The 16252-nt window shown below is 65.1% G+C and carries 15 protein-coding genes; 14 read left to right on the top strand and 1 reads right to left on the bottom strand.

Annotation, left to right across the window (positions count from 1 at the left end; all coding sequences use genetic code 11):
- The first annotated feature begins 186 nt into the window (after window positions 1–186).
- The 14 genes from pqqA (at window position 187) to ACUXVA_RS29390 (ending at window position 14383) form a co-directional block, all read left to right on the top strand.
- A complete protein-coding gene (pqqA, locus tag ACUXVA_RS29325; RefSeq protein ID WP_265083606.1) occupies window positions 187–267 on the top strand; it encodes a pyrroloquinoline quinone precursor peptide PqqA in 81 nt (26 codons plus the stop codon).
- A gap of 70 nt (window positions 268–337) precedes the next feature.
- Complete coding sequence (pqqB, locus tag ACUXVA_RS29330) at window positions 338–1288, top strand: pyrroloquinoline quinone biosynthesis protein PqqB (protein WP_265082397.1); 951 nt, start codon at window positions 338–340, stop codon at window positions 1286–1288.
- Entirely contained in the window at window positions 1285–2049 is a 765-nt protein-coding gene (gene pqqC / locus ACUXVA_RS29335) for a pyrroloquinoline-quinone synthase PqqC (RefSeq protein WP_445489745.1), read from the top strand. Before pqqB ends, pqqC begins: the two co-directional genes overlap by 4 nt.
- Before the next feature lie 9 nt (window positions 2050–2058).
- Window positions 2059–2376 carry a pyrroloquinoline quinone biosynthesis peptide chaperone PqqD gene (pqqD, locus tag ACUXVA_RS29340; protein ID WP_265082395.1) on the top strand — a complete coding sequence of 106 codons (318 nt, stop codon included), beginning with the start codon at window positions 2059–2061 and terminating at the stop codon, window positions 2374–2376.
- Window positions 2373–3581 carry a pyrroloquinoline quinone biosynthesis protein PqqE gene (gene pqqE, locus ACUXVA_RS29345; RefSeq protein WP_445489747.1) on the top strand — a complete coding sequence of 403 codons (1209 nt, stop codon included), beginning with the start codon at window positions 2373–2375 and terminating at the stop codon, window positions 3579–3581. Before pqqD ends, pqqE begins: the two co-directional genes overlap by 4 nt.
- A complete protein-coding gene (pip, locus tag ACUXVA_RS29350) occupies window positions 3571–4566 on the top strand; it encodes a prolyl aminopeptidase (protein ID WP_445489749.1) in 996 nt (331 codons plus the stop codon). The genes pqqE and pip overlap by 11 nt, the downstream gene beginning before the upstream one ends.
- 68 nt (window positions 4567–4634) lie before the next feature.
- Complete coding sequence (locus ACUXVA_RS29355; protein ID WP_265082393.1) at window positions 4635–5303, top strand: DUF4286 family protein; 669 nt, start codon at window positions 4635–4637, stop codon at window positions 5301–5303.
- Window positions 5304–5540: 237 nt separating this feature from the next.
- Window positions 5541–6173, top strand: coding sequence for a hypothetical protein (locus ACUXVA_RS29360; RefSeq protein WP_265082391.1), 633 nt, complete (start codon window positions 5541–5543; stop codon window positions 6171–6173).
- An 11-nt stretch (window positions 6174–6184) separates the two neighbouring features.
- Window positions 6185–6634 carry a DsrE family protein gene (locus tag ACUXVA_RS29365; RefSeq protein ID WP_265082390.1) on the top strand — a complete coding sequence of 150 codons (450 nt, stop codon included), beginning with the start codon at window positions 6185–6187 and terminating at the stop codon, window positions 6632–6634.
- Window positions 6635–6877: 243 nt separating this feature from the next.
- Window positions 6878–9730: a bifunctional transaldolase/phosoglucose isomerase gene (locus ACUXVA_RS29370; protein ID WP_445489751.1), complete on the top strand. Its 2853-nt coding sequence runs from the start codon at window positions 6878–6880 to the stop codon at window positions 9728–9730.
- Between the two features lie 16 nt (window positions 9731–9746).
- Entirely contained in the window at window positions 9747–12293 is a 2547-nt protein-coding gene (zwf, locus tag ACUXVA_RS29375; RefSeq protein ID WP_445489752.1) for a glucose-6-phosphate dehydrogenase, read from the top strand.
- A complete protein-coding gene (gene pgl, locus ACUXVA_RS29380; protein ID WP_445489757.1) occupies window positions 12293–13036 on the top strand; it encodes a 6-phosphogluconolactonase in 744 nt (247 codons plus the stop codon). The genes zwf and pgl overlap by 1 nt, the downstream gene beginning before the upstream one ends.
- A complete protein-coding gene (locus ACUXVA_RS29385; protein ID WP_445489759.1) occupies window positions 13029–13577 on the top strand; it encodes a gluconokinase in 549 nt (182 codons plus the stop codon). Before pgl ends, ACUXVA_RS29385 begins: the two co-directional genes overlap by 8 nt.
- Entirely contained in the window at window positions 13574–14383 is an 810-nt protein-coding gene (locus ACUXVA_RS29390) for an HAD family hydrolase (RefSeq protein WP_265082385.1), read from the top strand. Before ACUXVA_RS29385 ends, ACUXVA_RS29390 begins: the two co-directional genes overlap by 4 nt.
- A gap of 65 nt (window positions 14384–14448) precedes the next feature.
- On the opposite strand, the gene ACUXVA_RS29395 is transcribed toward ACUXVA_RS29390, so the two are convergent.
- The gene (locus tag ACUXVA_RS29395; protein ID WP_265082384.1) at window positions 14449–16251 is read right to left on the bottom strand and encodes a glycoside hydrolase family 15 protein; all 1803 of its coding nucleotides are present in this window, start codon (window positions 16249–16251) and stop codon (window positions 14449–14451) included.
- Between the last annotated feature and the right edge of the window lies 1 nt (window position 16252).

Below are 16252 nucleotides of genomic sequence, written 5' to 3' on the forward strand. Positions count from 1 at the left end.
TGCTGGTTGGGGGCGCGCTTCCGCCATATGTGCGGTGCAAGAATATTTGCAATAAGGCAACGGCAAGGCGCGCTTATTGTGCGACGCAGCGTGACCGAATTTGTGATGAAACAGGTGACGAACTACCGGCCGGGTATTAGAGTTATGGTCTGCAGCGTATGGCTGCAGAACATGTGGGAGATAATGATGGCCTGGAAAGCACCTAAGATCGTTGAAGTGCAAGTCGGCATGGAAATCAACATGTACGCCTGCGCAGCGCGCAAGTAAGTCAGACTGCGCGGAACAGACGCCTTCACGACCTGAAGACGTCCTGTCGCTGAGGCCCCGGAGCGATGTTATGTTGAATGTTGTCGTTCTCGGGGCCGCAGCGGGCGGCGGGGTTCCGCAATGGAATTGCGGATGCGCCAATTGTGTCGCGGCGCGTGGCGACCATCGCAATCACAATGAATTGCACAACGCATTGCGCCGCACCCAGGCGTCCATCGCGGTCAGCGCCGACAATCAGAACTGGTTCCTCATCAACGCTTCGCCGGATCTGCGCCAGCAGATCACCGCGACGCCGCAGCTGCATCCGAGACCGGGCCATCTGCGTCATAGCCCGATTGCCGGCGTGATCCTGACCAATAGCGAGGTCGATGCTGTCGCCGGCCTCTTGTCGATGCGCGAAGGCTCGCCATTTACCGTCTACGCACATGATCGCGTGCTGGCGATCCTCAAGGACAACAGCATTTTCAACGTGCTCAGCGAGACCAACGTGCGCCGCAAGCCGATCCGCATCGACGAGGCGTTCGAGCCGACTTTGGTCGATGGCTCGGCCTCCGGCCTCGAAGTGCTGCCGTTCGCGGTGCCCGGCAAGGGCGCCTGGTATCTCGAAGGCAAGGCGCATCCGACCGGCGGCGACGACGCCGGCGACACGCTCGGCCTGCGCATCGCCGACAAGAGCAGCGGGCGCCATCTGTACTTCATCGCCGCCTGCGCGCGGGTCTCGCCGGAACTCGCGGCACGGTTGGACGGTGCGCCGCTGGTGTTCTTCGACGGCACGGTCTGGCGCGACGACGAACTGATCGCGCAGGGCCTCGGCCACAAGACCGGGCAGAACATGGGGCACATCGCGATGTCCGGCGACGATGGCGCCATCGCCGCATTGGCCCAAGTCAATGTCGAAAGAAAGATTTTCCTGCACATCAACAATTCGAATCCGGCGCTTCGTCCCGATTCCGTCGAACGCGCGGTGGCCGAGGGCGCCGGTTGGCAAATTCCTGCAGACGGGATGGAGATCACGCTGTGAACGCAACCACCGCCTTTTCACTGGACACCTCCACCCGGCTCAACAGCGCCGAGGATCTCGAAGCGACGCTGCGACAGATCGGCGCAACCCGCTATCATAACCTGCATCCGTTTCACGGATTGCTGCATGGCGGCAAACTCAACAAGAGCCAGGTGCAGGCCTGGGCGCTCAACCGCTATTATTACCAGAGCAGCATTCCCATCAAGGACGCCGTGGTGATCTCGCGCTTCCGCGACCGCGCCACAAGGATCGAATGGCGGCACCGCATCGAGGACCATGACGGCGATGCCGACAGCGAAGGCGGCATCGAGCGCTGGCTGAAGCTGACCGAAGGACTCGGCCTCGACCGCGCCTATGTGGAATCCGCCGAGGGCATCCTGCCAGCGACGCGATTTGCAGTGGATGCCTATGTGCATTTCGTCCGCGACAAGAGCCCGCTGGAGGCGATCGCCTCCTCGCTGACCGAACTGTTCGCGCCGAACCTGCACGAAGAACGTATCGCCGGCATGCTGAAGCATTATGACTTCGTCAATCCGGAGATCATGAGCTATTTCAAGCGCCGGCTGACCCAGGCGCCGCGCGACGCCAATTTCGCACTGGACTATGTCAAGCAGCACGCCAGGACGCCGGCCGAACGCGAGGCGGTGTGCAACGCGCTGATCTTCAAGACCAACGTGCTCTGGGTGCAGCTCGATGCGCTGCATCATGCCTATGTCAACGGCCACGTGCCGCCGGGCGCCTTCGTGCCCGCGGCCAGCTAAAGAGACGCCATGACCGAACCGCGCAGCCGCCGCATGCAAGTTGACGAGGCCAGCCGGCCCGTGCTGCCGCGCCATGCCAGGCTGAAGTTCGACGATACCAGGCAGCGCTGGGTAATCCTGGCACCGGAACGCGTGCTGGCGCCGGACGACATCGCGGTGGAAGTCCTGCAATTGTGCGACGGCGCCCGCAGCGTGGCCGACATGATCGACCTGCTGGCGGCGAAATATGCGGCGCCGCGCGAAGACATCGGCAACGACGTGATCGCCATGCTGCAGGACCTCGCCGACAAGGGATTTTTGACGCAAGCGAAGGAGAAGACGGCATGAGCCCGACTCTCACCGATGCCAGTCCTGTTTTCGCAGACCCGACCGACGGGCTGGCGATCATGGAGAGGAGCCGCTCCACCGCGGAAACGTTCGGCATTCCGCTGGCGGTGCTGGCCGAGATCACCCATCGCTGCCCGCTGCAATGCCCCTATTGCTCCAATCCGGTGGAGCTGGAGCGCTCCAGCAACGAACTGACCACGGACGAATGGAAGAAGGTTCTGACGGAGCTCGCCGAGATCGGCGTGCTGCAGATCCATTTTTCCGGCGGCGAACCTACCGCGCGAAAAGACATCGTCGAACTGGTGCAGCACGCCACCGACGTCGGGCTGTATTCCAACCTGATCACATCGGCAGTTTTGCTGACGCGCGAGAAACTCACGGCGCTGGCCGATGCCGGGCTGTGCCATGTGCAGATCAGCTTCCAGGGCAACGAGCCGATCGTCGCCAACCGCGTCGCCGGGCTGAAGAACGCCCACGAGAAGAAGCTCGAGGTCGCGAAATGGACCCGCGAGCTCGACCTGCCGCTCACGGTGAATGCGGTCATGCACCGGCAGAACCTGCATCAGCTCGCCGACATCATCCAGATGGCGGTGGACCTCGACGCCGACCGGCTGGAAGTCGCCAATGTGCAATATTACGGCTGGGCGCTGAAGAACCGCGCCGCCCTGATGCCGACGCTCGCGCAGATCGAGGAGACCAGCCGCATCGTCGACGACGCCGTGGTCAGGCTGAAGGGCATTCTCGATATCGACTATGTGGTCCCGGATTACTACGCGTTGCGGCCGAAGAAATGCATGGGGGGCTGGGGCCGGCAGTTCTTCAACATCTCGCCGACCGGCAAGGTGCTGCCGTGTCATGCCGCCGAGACCATCACCGGACTCGACTTCGAATCGGTGCGCTCCAATCATTCGATCGCCTGGATCTGGCAGAATTCCGAGGCCTTCAACCGCTATCGCGGCACCGGCTGGATGCCCGAGCCCTGCGCCGGCTGCGCGTTCAAAGAGATCGACTTCGGCGGCTGCCGCTGTCAGGCCTTTGCGCTGACCGGCGATGCCGGCAATACCGACCCGGCCTGCACGCTGTCGCCGATGCATGCACAGATCTTCAAGATGGCCGAGACCGAATCCGCCGCCGACAACACGCGCTTTCTGTATCGCAATTTTGCCGGCGGCACGCTGGAGACGGACGACGACCATGGCGCCTGACGCCGACCCGCGCAAAGCAGCCAGCCTCGCCGACGATCCCTTTGCTCCCCTCACCACGCAGCATCTCGCGGTCGGCGACGGCCACGAGATCTATGTGGAGAGCGTCGGCCGCGGCGACGGCATCCCCGCGGTCTATCTGCATGGCGGCCCCGGCTCGGGCTGCCAGCCGGATCATCGCCGGCTGTTCGATCCACAGCGTTTCCACACCGTGCTGTTCGACCAGCGCGGCGCCGGGCGCAGCCGCCCGAAAGGCCTGCGCGAGGCCAACACGACAGCGCACCTGATCGCCGACATGGAGACGATCCGCGAACGCTTCGGCTTCGCAAAATGGCTGGTGGTCGGCGGCTCCTGGGGCGCGACGCTGGCGCTGGCCTATGCGCAAGCGCATCCCGACCGCATCAGCGGCATCGTGCTGCGCGCCACCTTCCTCGGCACGGCGCAAGAGCTGGACGGTGCGTTCCTCGACGTGCTGCCGCGGCATTATCCCGGCCTGTACGAGGATTTTCTCAGCGTGCTGCCACCGGACGAGCGCGCCGCGCCGTTGCCGAATTATTATCGCCGCATCCTCGACGCCGATCCGGCCATCCACACGCCTGCGGCCCGCGCCTGGCACGGCACCGAGAGCATCCTGTCGGAACACGCGCCGGCGCGCACCCGGCTCGACCTGCCGGCGCTCACGAATTCCGCCCGGCCATTGCCGTCGACGCCGATCATGGAGGCACATTACTTCCAGCACGGCTGCTTCATGCGGCCCGGCCAGTTGCTGGCCGAGGCCGGAAGGCTCGCGGGCATCCCCGGCCTGATCGTGCAGGGCCGCTTCGACTTCCTGTGTCCGCCGTCGACCTCGCATGCCCTCGCCGCGGTGTGGACGGATGCGCAGGTGCGGATGGTTGAGGGCGCCGGCCACACATTGTACGACCCCGGGGTGCGCGACGCGGTGATGAAGGCCGTGGCGGATATCGCGTCGCAACTGAAATCATATTAATCCGCCAGCCCTAACCGCTATTGCGGCGGAATACGCTTTGCTGTTCCGCCCTACTGAAAGACCGCACGATGCCGATGGCCGGACTGGGAATGCTGATGACGTCGATGGATATCGACCCGGCCCATGAGGCCGAATTCAACCAGTGGTACGACCGCGAACATCTTGCCGAGCGCGTCGCGATCCCCGGCTTTCTCGAGGCCCGGCGCTATGTCGCCGTCGACGCGGCGCCGAAATATCTCGGCCTGTATTCGACCGCGACTTTCGACGTCTTGAACAGCGATGCCTATCGCACGGCGCTGGCCAACCAGACCGCCTGGTCGAAGACCAATATCGGCCGCTTCCGCAACATGCTGCGCTCGGTGGCGCGGATTACCGTGAGCCGCGGCACCGGCCGCGGCGCGGCGCTCGGACTGGTGCGGATCCGCCCGCCGGAGCGCGAGATCTATGCGCTGCGCGACGGCATCGCCGCCCTGCTCGACCCCGGCATGATCCATGGCATCATTTCGATGCATCTGATGGAGAGCGACCCGGCGCTGTCGAAGCCGCTCACCGACGATCCCGCCGCGCCCAACCCGGCGGCGCGCGACTGGTATGTGCTGATCGACGGCACCGATCCGGATGTCGTGGCCTGGCTGATGGCGGGCCGCTTCAATGCGGTCATTGCCGCGACCGGCGCGACGCTGATTTCCAGCGGGACGTACCGGCTGATGTGGGATCTGGCGAAGGCGGATCTCTGACGCACCGGGCACTTGTCCCGGACGCGATGCAGCGCGCTTGCGCTGCTTCGCAGATCCGGGACCCATACGCCCAGCAAAGACAGAGTGGGTCCCGGGTCTGCGGCGCACCACTATCGCTGCGCGATAGCAGTGCACCGCGCCCGGGACACGAGATTTTGCGACGATTGAACGCTTTCCGGCATCGCCGCGACCAAGGTGAGACCTGCCCCACGAGGCATCCATCCTGCGGATCGCATCATGCCACGCTCCTGCCTCAAGCTGCTCACTGCCGCGTTGCTGATGGCCGTTATCGGCAGCAGCGCCGCCCGCGCCGAGGACGAGCCGAAACAGATCGATACCGCGGCAAGCGCGGCCTTCGACGCAAAGCTGTTCGCAGGCACGATGGACGCGGACATGACCTATGCCTGCTTCGAGCGGCGCTACGATACCGCGCATCTGGCGCAGCATGGCCGGCAGAAGGTCAGCGCCATGAAGCTGCTGGTCATCGCGCGAAGACCTTCGGCCGAGAACCGCGAGCCCTACTCCTTCAAGCTCGGTTTCAAATATCGCGACCGCAAGGGCGACTGGGATTCCAGCGGTTACTGCAACCGTGCCCAGAACGAATATACCGACGGCGAGCTGCGGATGACCTGCAGCGTCGAATGCGACGGCGGCGGCATCAGCGTCGGCCTGCCCAAAGACGGCGACGGCGCGCTGGTGCGGGTCGAACGCGTGCGGATCTGGCAGAACGCCAAGCCCGACGACGAAACAAGCCAGCAACTGGAAGGCGGCAGCGACGACAGGATGTTCCGGCTGCAGCGCACCGCGCTGAAGGGATGCGAATCATTGGTCGAAGATGCCGACGAGCGCGCCGCGATGCGGCAGAAATAGCGGAGCGGATCATGAACCGGCGCGGCATGCTGTGGGCGGCGATATCGGCCATCGGCGCCGGCCTTGCGACCCGCGCCAGCGCGGCGACGACGGATGCGACGCCCGCGAGGAAGCTCAAGGTGGTCTACCACCTCAACGATCTCGACCGCGTCAATTTCGTGCTGGGCAATATCCAGAACCATTATGATGGCGTGGGCGGGCCGGCGAACGTCACCCTGGCGCTGGTGGTGCACGGCCCGGCGCTGCGCGCCTTCCACCTGGCCTCCGCCAATCCCGACCTCACCGCGCGTCTTGGACATCTTTCCAAAGCCGGGCTCGACATGGCCGCCTGCGGCAACACGATGAAGGCGCAGAATGTGACGCTGCCGCAGTTGCAGCCCGGCTTCGTCACGGCCGATTCCGGCGGCGTGGTGCGCATCGCCGAACTGCAGGCGCAGGGCTATCTCTATCTGCGGCCGTAGTGCCGGTCATCGGCATTTCGGGCGCGACCCGGCTGCCAATTTTGTGCGCATTTCCGACGTCATCCGGCGCACACGCAAACGCGATATTGTGATCCCTGCCGGGATGGAACCCTTTGGCTTGCAAGACGTCATGTTTTGGGGCGATCATCAGGTACGGACTGGCGGTACTTGCGCCGTCATGGTCCGCGGCGTCCCCTCCCCGATGGACGCAGCCGACCATCAGATCGAACAGAACAAGGCATCATGAACCCTGTCAAAGCACTTGAATCGCATGGTCAAGCTATCTGGCTCGACTTTCTGGCCCGCGGCTTCGTCGCCAAGGGCGACCTCAAGAAGCTGATCGACAGCGACGCCGTCAAAGGCGTGACGTCCAACCCCTCGATCTTCGAAAAGGCGATCGGCAGCTCGGACGAATATGACGCGCCGATCGCCAAGGCGCTGCAATCCGGCGACCTGCCCGTGGCCGACCTGTTCGAGCGCCTGGCCGTGGAAGACATCCAGCACGCGGCCGACGTGCTGCGCCCGGTCTATGACCGCCTCGATGGCGCCGATGGTTTCGTCAGCCTCGAAGTGTCGCCCTATCTGGCGCTGGATACCAAGGGCACCATTGTCGAGGCCGAACGGCTGTGGAAGGACGTGGCCCGCCCCAATCTGATGGTCAAGGTGCCGGCGACCACCGAAGGCGTGCCGGCGATCAAGCACCTGATCCGCGAAGGCGTCAGCATCAACGTCACGCTGCTGTTCGCGCAGCAGTCCTACCGCAATGTCGCCGAAGCCTATCTCGCCGGGCTCGAAGCCCATGTGGCCGGCGGCGGCGATCCCAGCCGCATCGCCAGCGTCGCCAGCTTCTTCGTCAGCCGCATCGATGCGCAGGTCGACAAGCAACTCGACGAGAAAATCGCCAAGGCCAACGATCCCTCGGAGAAGGCGCGGCTCGCCGCGCTGAAGGGCAAGGTTGCGATCGCCAACGCCAAGCTGGCCTATCAGGACTACAAGAAACTGTTTTCCGGGGCTCGCTGGGACAAGCTCGCCGCCAAGGGGGCAAAGCCGCAGCGGCTGCTGTGGGCCTCCACCGGCGTCAAGAGCAAGGACTATCGCGACACGCTCTATGTCGAGGAGCTGATCGGGCCGAACACGGTCAACACCGTGCCGCCGGCAACGCTCGACGCCTTCCGCGACCACGGCCTGATCCGCGACAGCCTCGAGGAGAATGTCGGCGAGGCCCGGCAGATTCTCGCCGATCTCGAAAAGACCGGGATCTCGCTGGACAAGATCACCACCGATCTGGTGACCGACGGCGTCAAGCAGTTCGCCGACGCCGCCGACAAGCTCTATGGCGCGGTGGCGCACAAGCGCGCCGCCTCGATGGCCGACGCCATCGATGCGCAGAAACTGTCGCTCGGCGACGGCATCGGCAAGTCGGTCGCGGCCTCGACCGAGGAATGGCGCAAGTCGGCCAAGATCCGCCGTCTCTGGCAGAAGGACAGATCGGTCTGGACCGGCAGCGACGAGGACAAGTGGCTGGGCTGGCTGCATAGCGTCGCCGCCGAGACATCAAAGCTTGCCGACTATGACGGCTTTGCCGGCTGGGTGAAGGCGCAGGGCTTCAGCGACGCAGTCGTGCTCGGCATGGGCGGATCGAGCCTCGGGCCGGAAGTGTTGGCGCAGACCTTCGGCAAGATCACGGGCTTTCCCCGGCTTCATGTGCTCGACTCCACCGATCCGGCGCAGGTCCGCGCCATGGCTGCCGCGGTGAAGCTGGAGAAGACGCTGTTCATCGTCTCCAGCAAATCCGGCGGCACCACCGAACCCAATGTGATGAAGGACTACTTCTTCGCGGAAGTGACCAAGGCGGTCGGCACCGAAAAGGCAGGCTCGCACTTCGTCGCCGTCACCGACCCCGGCTCAGCGCTGGAGAAGGCCGCCAAGGCGCAGGGCTTCGCCCGCATCTTCCACGGCGATCCCTCCATCGGCGGCCGCTATTCGGTGCTATCGCCGTTCGGCATGGTGCCGGCCGCCGCAGCCGGCATCGATCTCAGGAAACTGCTCGACCTCGCATCATCCATGGTGCGCTCGTGCGGACCGGACGTGCCGCCGTCGGAAAATCCCGGCGTGCAGCTTGGCCTCGCGCTGGGCAGCGCCGGCCTGGAGGGCCGCGACAAGGTGACGATCCTGTCGTCGCCCGCCATTGCCGATTTCGGTGCCTGGGCGGAGCAGCTGATCGCCGAATCCACCGGCAAGGACGGCAAGGGCCTGGTGCCGATCGATGGCGAGACGCTGGGCGCGCCTGATGTCTACGGCCAGGATCGCTTCTTCATCGACCTGCGCACCGCCGGCGAGACCGATGCGGCACACGACAATAAGCTCGCCGCACTGGAGAAGGCCGGCCATCCCGTGGCGCGCATCGTCATGAAGTCGATCGACCACATCGGCCAGGAGTTCTTCCGCTTCGAGATCGCCACCGCGGTGGCGGGCTCGCTGCTCGGCATCAACCCGTTCAACCAGCCCGACGTCGAGGCCGCCAAGATCAAGACCCGCGATCTCACGGCATCGTTCGAGAAGACCGGCACTTTGCCGCCTGAGACGCCGGTGATCTCGACGCCGCAAGTCGACCTCTACACCGACGAAAAAAACGCCGCCGCGCTGCGCAAGACCGGCGCCAACGGCGATCTCGGCTCATGGCTGAAGGCCCAACTGGCCCGTGCCGGCACCGGCGATTACGTGGCGCTGCTGGCCTATGTGGACCGCGACGCCGCGCACCGGGAGACGCTGGAGCATATGCGCATGGCGGTGCGCGACAGCCGGCATGTCGCCACCGTCGCCGAATTCGGCCCGCGCTTCCTGCATTCCACCGGCCAGGCCTACAAGGGTGGACCGGACAGCGGCGTGTTCCTGCAGATCACCGCGGAAAACGCCGCCGACCTTGCGGTGCCCGGTCAGAAGGCCAGCTTCGGAATCATTAAGGCGGCGCAGGCGCGCGGCGATTTCGACGTGCTGACCGAGCGCGGCCGTCGCGCCTTGCGCATCCATCTCAAGGGCGACGTCAATGCCGGGCTGGCGATGCTCGACAAGGCGATCGCCGCCGCACTCAATTAATAACAAGGATAGTCAGATGCAGCTCGGCATGATCGGCCTCGGCCGGATGGGCGGCAATATCGTCCGCCGCCTGATGAAGAACGGCCACACCAGCGTGGTCTACGACCGGGACCCGAAGGCGGTGGCGGCACTGACGACAGAAGGCTCGGTCGGCGGCGCGTCGCTGGCGGAGTTTGTCGGCAAGCTCGGCAAGCCCCGCACGGTGTGGGTGATGCTGCCAGCGGGCAAGATCACCGAGACAACCATTGAAGAACTGACCAAACTGCTGGAGCCCGACGACGTCATCATCGACGGCGGCAATACGTTCTGGCAGGACGACGTCCGCCGCGGCAAGGCGCTGAAGGAAAAGGGCATCCATTACATTGACGTCGGCACCTCCGGCGGCGTGTGGGGCTTCGAGCGCGGCTACTGCATGATGATCGGCGGCGACAAGCAGGTCGTCGACCGGCTCGACCCGATCTTCGCCACGCTGGCGCCGGGAATCGGCGACATCCCGCGCACGCCGGGCCGCGACAACAGCGACCCGCGCGTGGAGAATGGCTACATCCACGCCGGCCCGGTCGGCGCCGGCCACTTCGTCAAGATGGTCCATAACGGCATCGAATACGGGCTGATGCAGGCATATGCCGAAGGTTTTGATATCCTGAAGAATGCCGATCTCGACGTGTTGCCGGAGGCGCATCGCTTCACGCTCAACCTGCCGGACATTGCCGAAGTGTGGCGCCGCGGCAGCGTGATCCCGTCCTGGCTGCTCGACCTCACCTCCTCGGCACTGGCCAAGAACGAAACTCTCGATACCTATTCCGGCTATGTCGAAGATTCCGGGGAAGGGCGCTGGACCGTCAATGCGGCGATCGACGAGATCCGTGCCGGCCGAGGTGCTGACCGCCGCGTTGTTCGCCCGTTTCCGCTCGCGCAAGGAGCATACCTTCGCCGAAAAGATCCTGTCGGCGATGCGCGCCGGCTTTGGCGGCCACAAGGAGCCGGAGCAGCATCCGCACCCCGTGCGCCAGAACGCGCCCGACATCGTCAAGCCGAAGGCAGATTAGACGTGACAGACGCAAAGACCGACACCACCAAACCGGACCCCTGCTCCTTCGTGATTTTCGGCGTCACCGGCGACCTCGCCCACCGGCTGGTGATGCCGGCGCTGTACAATCTCGCCGCATCGAACCTGCTGCCGGACAAGTTCTGCGTGGTCGGCATCGCACGCAAGGCGATGTCCGCCGATGAGCTGCGCGAGGGCCTGCTCGCCGGCCTGAAGAAATTCGCCACACGTCCCGTGGACGACGCCATCGCCGAGCGGCTGCTGGAATGCGTCACCAGCATCGAGGCCGATCCGCAGGACCCGGCGTCGTTCGACAAGATGCGCGACGAGCTCGATGCGCTCGAGAAGCGGCGCGAGACCGCGGGCAACCGGCTGTTCTATCTGGCGACGCCGCCCGATGGTTTCGCGCCAATCGCCCGCCAGCTCGGCCGCACCGGCATGCTGCAGGAGAACGGCGCATGGCGGCGGCTGGTGGTGGAAAAGCCGTTCGGCACCGACCTGGAGTCGGCCAAGAAGTTGAATGCCGAACTGCTGGAGATTCTCACCGAGCACCAGATCTACCGGATCGATCATTATCTCGGCAAGGAGACGGTGCAGAACATCCTGGTGCTGCGCTTTGCCAACGGCATGTTCGAACCGATCTGGAATCGCAACCACATCGATCACGTCCAGATCACCGTCGACGAGAAGCTCGGCGTCGGCCACCGCGGCAGCTTCTACGACGCCACTGGCGCGCTGCGCGACATGGTGCCGAACCATCTGTTCCAGTTGCTGTCGCTGGTGGCGATGGAGCCGCCGACCCGCTTCGACGCCCATTCCGTTCGCGCCGCCAAGGCCGATGTACTGGCGGCCATCCAGCTCGAAAGCGAGACCGAGGCGCTGCACAACTCCGTGCGCGGGCAATATCTCGGCGGCACCATCGGCGACACCGTGATCGAGGACTATCACAAGACCAAGGACGTCGCCAACGGCAGCACCACCGAGACCTATGCGGCGCTCAAGCTGGTCATCGACAACTGGCGCTGGGCCGGCGTGCCGTTCTATCTGCGCACCGGCAAGGCGCTCGGCATCAAGCGCACAGAGGTGGCCATCAAGTTCAAGCAGGCGCCGTTCGCCATGTTCCAGGGCACGCCGGTGGAGGCGTTGGCACAGAACTATCTGGTGATCGGCGTCGAGCCGACCGAGGGCATCGCGCTGCAGTTCAACACCAAGATCCCCGGCCCCGCGGTGCGGATCGACGGCGTCGAGATGAAGTTCCGCTACAAGGACTACTTCAAGGCCGAGCCATCCACCGGCTACGAGACGCTGATCTACGACTGCATGATCGGCGACAACATCCTGTTCCAGCGCGCCGACAGCGTCGAGGCCGGCTGGCGCGCGGTGCAGCCGTTCCTGGATGCGTGGGCGAACGCCGGCTCCGACGGCCTGAAGAGCTACAAGGCTGGCAGCGAGGGACCGCGCGAAGCCGATGAGCTGATGAAGCGCGACGGCCGCGCCTGGCGCAAGCTGAGCTGATGGTCGCACGCGTACGCCACACCATCGAAGTGAGCGATGCGGCCGCACTCGCTGCCGCGGCAGCGGAACGCGTCATCGCCCGCATCGACGACAATCCGGACCGGATCGCCATCTGCCTCACAGGTGGCTCCAGCCCGAAGCAGCTTTATGAGCTATTGGGCAAGGAGCCTTACCGAGCCCAGATCCCGTGGGATCGCGTGCACTGGTTCATCGGCGACGACCGTTTTGTCAAAGCCGACGATCCGCTCAACAACATGAACATGGCGCGGCAGATCTTTCTCGATCGCTGCGCGCCCGCGACTAACATCCATCCGATCACGACGGAGTCGGCGAGCCCCGACGAAGCCGCGCGGCTGTATGAGGAAAAGCTGAAAGGCTTTTATGGCGCCGACGCCCTCGATCCGGCCAAGCCGCTATTCGACCTGGTGCTGCTCGGCGTCGGGCCGGACGGCCATGTCGCCTCGCTGTTTCCCGGCTATCCTGCCGTCGACGTCACAGATCGCTGGGTGGTCGGCGTGCCGGAGGCGCACGTGGCGCCATTCGTGCCGCGGGTCAGCCTGACGCTGCCGACGCTGGCATCGTGTCGCGAGATGCTGTTCGAGTTGAGCGGCGCCGACAAGCGCCCGATCCTGACGCGCATCCTCGCCGGCGAGGACCTTCCCGCCAACCGCGCGCGGGCGACGGACGGCGAGACCATCTGGCTCTGCGACAGCGCGGCACTGCCGGAGAATTTTCATGGATGATCGCCAGGCGCCCTGCGCGCTGATCGTGATGGGCGTGGCGGGATCGGGCAAGAGCACCATTGGCGAATCCCTCGCCGCGCGCCTCGGCTGGACCTATGAGGACGCCGACCGGTTCCACCCGGCCAGCAACGTGGCGAAGATGAGCGCCGGCCATCCCCTGACCGACGACGACCGCTGGCCATGGCTGCGGGCCATCGCCGCGGAGATCGGCCGGATGTGCGGGAGCGGCGGCCATCTCGTTGTCGCCTGCTCGGCGCTCAAGCGCGCCTATCGCGACGTGCTGCTCGCCGGCCGCGACGATGTCCGTTTCGTCTATCTCGACGGCAGCCGCGCGCTGATTGCGCAGCGCCTGGGCGCGCGAAAAGGCCACTTCATGCCGCCGGGCCTGCTCGACAGCCAGTTCGCGACGCTGCAGCCGCCGGGTCCCGACGAAAACCCGATCCAAGTCTCGATCGATGCCTCCGTTGAGGCGATCGTCGATGCTATCATTGCCCAGTTGCAGCTCGGCACGGCCGGCGCGCCTAACAGGAAGAACCCATGACCCGCATCGCACTGGTCGTCTCGGATGTCGACGGCACCCTGGTGACCAAGGACAAGCGCCTGACCGACAACGCCAGAGCGGCAGTGCGGCGGCTCCGCGACGCCGGGATCGGCTTCACCATCACCTCGAGCCGGCCCACCGTCGGCATGCGGTTTCTCGTCGCGCCGCTCGGCCTCGCGCTGCCAATCGGCGCGTTCAACGGCAGCTCGATCGTCACCCCCGAGCTGCAACCGCTCGAACAGCATCTGATCCCGGCACCCGCGGTGCAGACCAGCCTCGACGTGCTCAACGAATTCGGCGTCGACATCTGGCTGTTCACCAACGACGCCTGGATGATCCGCCGCGACGACGGCAAATACGTGCCGCACGAACGCGACACCATCCAGCACGATCCGGTGGTCGTGGACGAATTCGCGCCCTACCTGGACGGCGCCTGCAAGATCGTCGGCGCCAGCGCTGACTTCGATCTGCTGGCACGTTGCGAGGCGGCGATTCAGAAGTCGCTCGGCCAGACGGCCGTCGCGGTGCGTTCGCAGAACTATTATCTCGACGTCACGCCGCCCGGCCAGGACAAGGGCACTTTCGTGCAGGCCATGGCGAGGCGCCTCGGCATCGACACCTCAGCCATCGCCACCATCGGCGACATGCAGAACGATCTGCCGATGTTCAAGGTGTCAGGCCTGTCCGTCGCCATGGGCAACGCGACCGACGAGGTCAAGGCGCGGGCGACCGATGTCACCACTTCGAACGAGGACGAGGGCTTTGCCGGCGCGGTGGATCTGATCCTGAAGAAGAGCAAGGGGTGAGCTGAGCTTGCTTTTCCCTCTCCCCGCCCGGCGAAGCGAAGCTTCGCTAGGCGGGGAGAGGTTAATTACTTCGACCTTTGCATTACCGGCTTGTCGGCCTCGCGTTTGGCATTGCTGAGGTTGTGCGCAGTGTTGATCACGGCGATATGGGTCAGCGCCTGCGGAAAATTGCCGGTCTGGCGTTTGGCAACCGTATCGTATTCCTCCGCCAGCAGACCGACGTCGTTGGCGATGCCGAGCACGCGGTCGAACAGCGCTTCCGCCTTGGCGATCTCGCCGGTGAGCACATAGGCATCGGCGAGCCACAGGCTGCAGGCGAGGAAGGCGCCCTCGATCGGCTGCACTTCCGTCGTCACCTCGCGCGGGTCGTGGCGCAGCACAAAGCCGTCGGGCATCATGTATTTTTCGAAGGCCGCCAACGTGCCGAGCACGCGCGGGTCCGACGGCGGCAGGAATCCGACTGCAGGCAGCAGCAGGATGCTGGCATCCAGCACCCGTGAACCATAGGACTGCACAAAACTGTTCTGCTCGGCGTCAAAGCCCTTCTCGCAGACATCGTGATGGATGGCGGCGCGGATCGCCCGCCACTTCGACAGCGGCGCCTGCAGGCCGAACATCTCGGCGCTGCGGATGCCGCGATCAAACGCCACCCAGCACATCACTTTCGACGACACGTAGTGTTGGCCGTCGCCACGGCGCTCCCAGACGCCGTGGTCCGGCTGGCTCCAGACCGAGGCCAGATGCTCCAGCACCTCGCGCTCCACCGCCCAGGTGCCGTCGTCAAGCTTCAGCTTCGCCGCACGCGACTGATGGAAAGCGTCGATCAGTTCGCCGTAGACGTCGAGCTGCAGCTGGGCGTGGGCGGCGTTGCCGACCCGCACCGGCCGCGCACCCTCATAGCCCGGTAGCCAGTCGGCCTCCCATTCCAGCAGCCGGCGCTGGCCCATGATGCCGTACATGATCTGCATGTTGGCCGGCGCGCCGGCGGCGGCGCGCAGCAACCAGTTGTGCCAGGCCACAGCTTCATCAGTGTAGCCGCTGTTCATCAGCGCCAGCAGCGTGAAGGTGGCGTCGCGCAGCCAGCAGAAACGGTAGTCCCAGTTCCTGTCGCCGCCAAGCTTCTCGGGCAACGATGTCGTGGGCGCTGCAACGATGCCGCCGGACGGCGCATAGGTCAGGGCCTTCAGCGTGATCAGCGAGCGCATGACGAGGTCGCGAAGGGCGCCCTCATGGTTGCAGCGGCTCGACCATTCCGACCAGAAGTCCTCGGTGTCCTTCAAGGCGGCGAAGGGATTGATCTCTGCCGGCACCTTCAGGTGCGATGGCCCGTAGGTCAGCACGAACGGCACGGTCTCGCCGGCAGTGACGGTGAACTCCGCCACCGTGGTCATGTTCTCGCCGTGGGTCTCGATCGGCGTATGCAGCACGGCCATGTCCGGCCCGCAGATCGCAAGCAGCGCGCCGTCGTCCGTCCGCTTGACCCATGGAATGGCGATGCCGAAGCCGAAGCGGATCACCAGATCCATGCGCATGGCGACGCTGCCGCGCTCGCAGCGTACCAGCCGCACGACGTCGGAAGCGACGCCGCGCGGCGGCATGAAGTCGATCAGGGTGACAACGCCGTCGGCAGTCTCGAAGCGCGTCTCCAGGACCAGCGTGTCGCCGCGATAGCGGCGCGAGCAACGGATCACCTCCGCCGCCGGCGCGATCTGCCAGCGGCCATTGCTCTCGTCGCCGAGCAGCGCGCAGAAACAGGCATCGGAATCGAAGGCCGGCCAGCACAGCCAGTCGATCGAGCCGTTGCGGTCGACCAGCGCCGCGGTCTCGCAGTCGCCGATCAGCGCGTAATCCTCGATAAGGCCCGGCAAC

The organism is Rhodopseudomonas sp. RCAM05734 (genome assembly GCF_052658035.1).

Excerpts from the sequence above, each read along its gene's own strand:
- pqqA (WP_265083606.1), top strand. The coding sequence starts at position 187 with ATGGCCTGGAAAGCACCTAAGATCGTTGAAGTGCAAGTCGGCATGGAA.
- pqqB (WP_265082397.1), top strand. The coding sequence starts at position 338 with ATGTTGAATGTTGTCGTTCTCGGGGCCGCAGCGGGCGGCGGGGTTCCG.
- pqqD (WP_265082395.1), top strand. The coding sequence starts at position 2,059 with ATGACCGAACCGCGCAGCCGCCGCATGCAAGTTGACGAGGCCAGCCGG.
- pqqE (WP_445489747.1), top strand. The coding sequence starts at position 2,373 with ATGAGCCCGACTCTCACCGATGCCAGTCCTGTTTTCGCAGACCCGACC.
- pip (WP_445489749.1), top strand. The coding sequence starts at position 3,571 with ATGGCGCCTGACGCCGACCCGCGCAAAGCAGCCAGCCTCGCCGACGAT.
- ACUXVA_RS29355 (WP_265082393.1), top strand. The coding sequence starts at position 4,635 with ATGCCGATGGCCGGACTGGGAATGCTGATGACGTCGATGGATATCGAC.
- ACUXVA_RS29360 (WP_265082391.1), top strand. The coding sequence starts at position 5,541 with ATGCCACGCTCCTGCCTCAAGCTGCTCACTGCCGCGTTGCTGATGGCC.
- ACUXVA_RS29365 (WP_265082390.1), top strand. The coding sequence starts at position 6,185 with ATGAACCGGCGCGGCATGCTGTGGGCGGCGATATCGGCCATCGGCGCC.
- ACUXVA_RS29370 (WP_445489751.1), top strand. The coding sequence starts at position 6,878 with ATGAACCCTGTCAAAGCACTTGAATCGCATGGTCAAGCTATCTGGCTC.
- zwf (WP_445489752.1), top strand. The coding sequence starts at position 9,747 with ATGCAGCTCGGCATGATCGGCCTCGGCCGGATGGGCGGCAATATCGTC.
- pgl (WP_445489757.1), top strand. The coding sequence starts at position 12,293 with ATGGTCGCACGCGTACGCCACACCATCGAAGTGAGCGATGCGGCCGCA.
- ACUXVA_RS29385 (WP_445489759.1), top strand. The coding sequence starts at position 13,029 with ATGGATGATCGCCAGGCGCCCTGCGCGCTGATCGTGATGGGCGTGGCG.
- ACUXVA_RS29390 (WP_265082385.1), top strand. The coding sequence starts at position 13,574 with ATGACCCGCATCGCACTGGTCGTCTCGGATGTCGACGGCACCCTGGTG.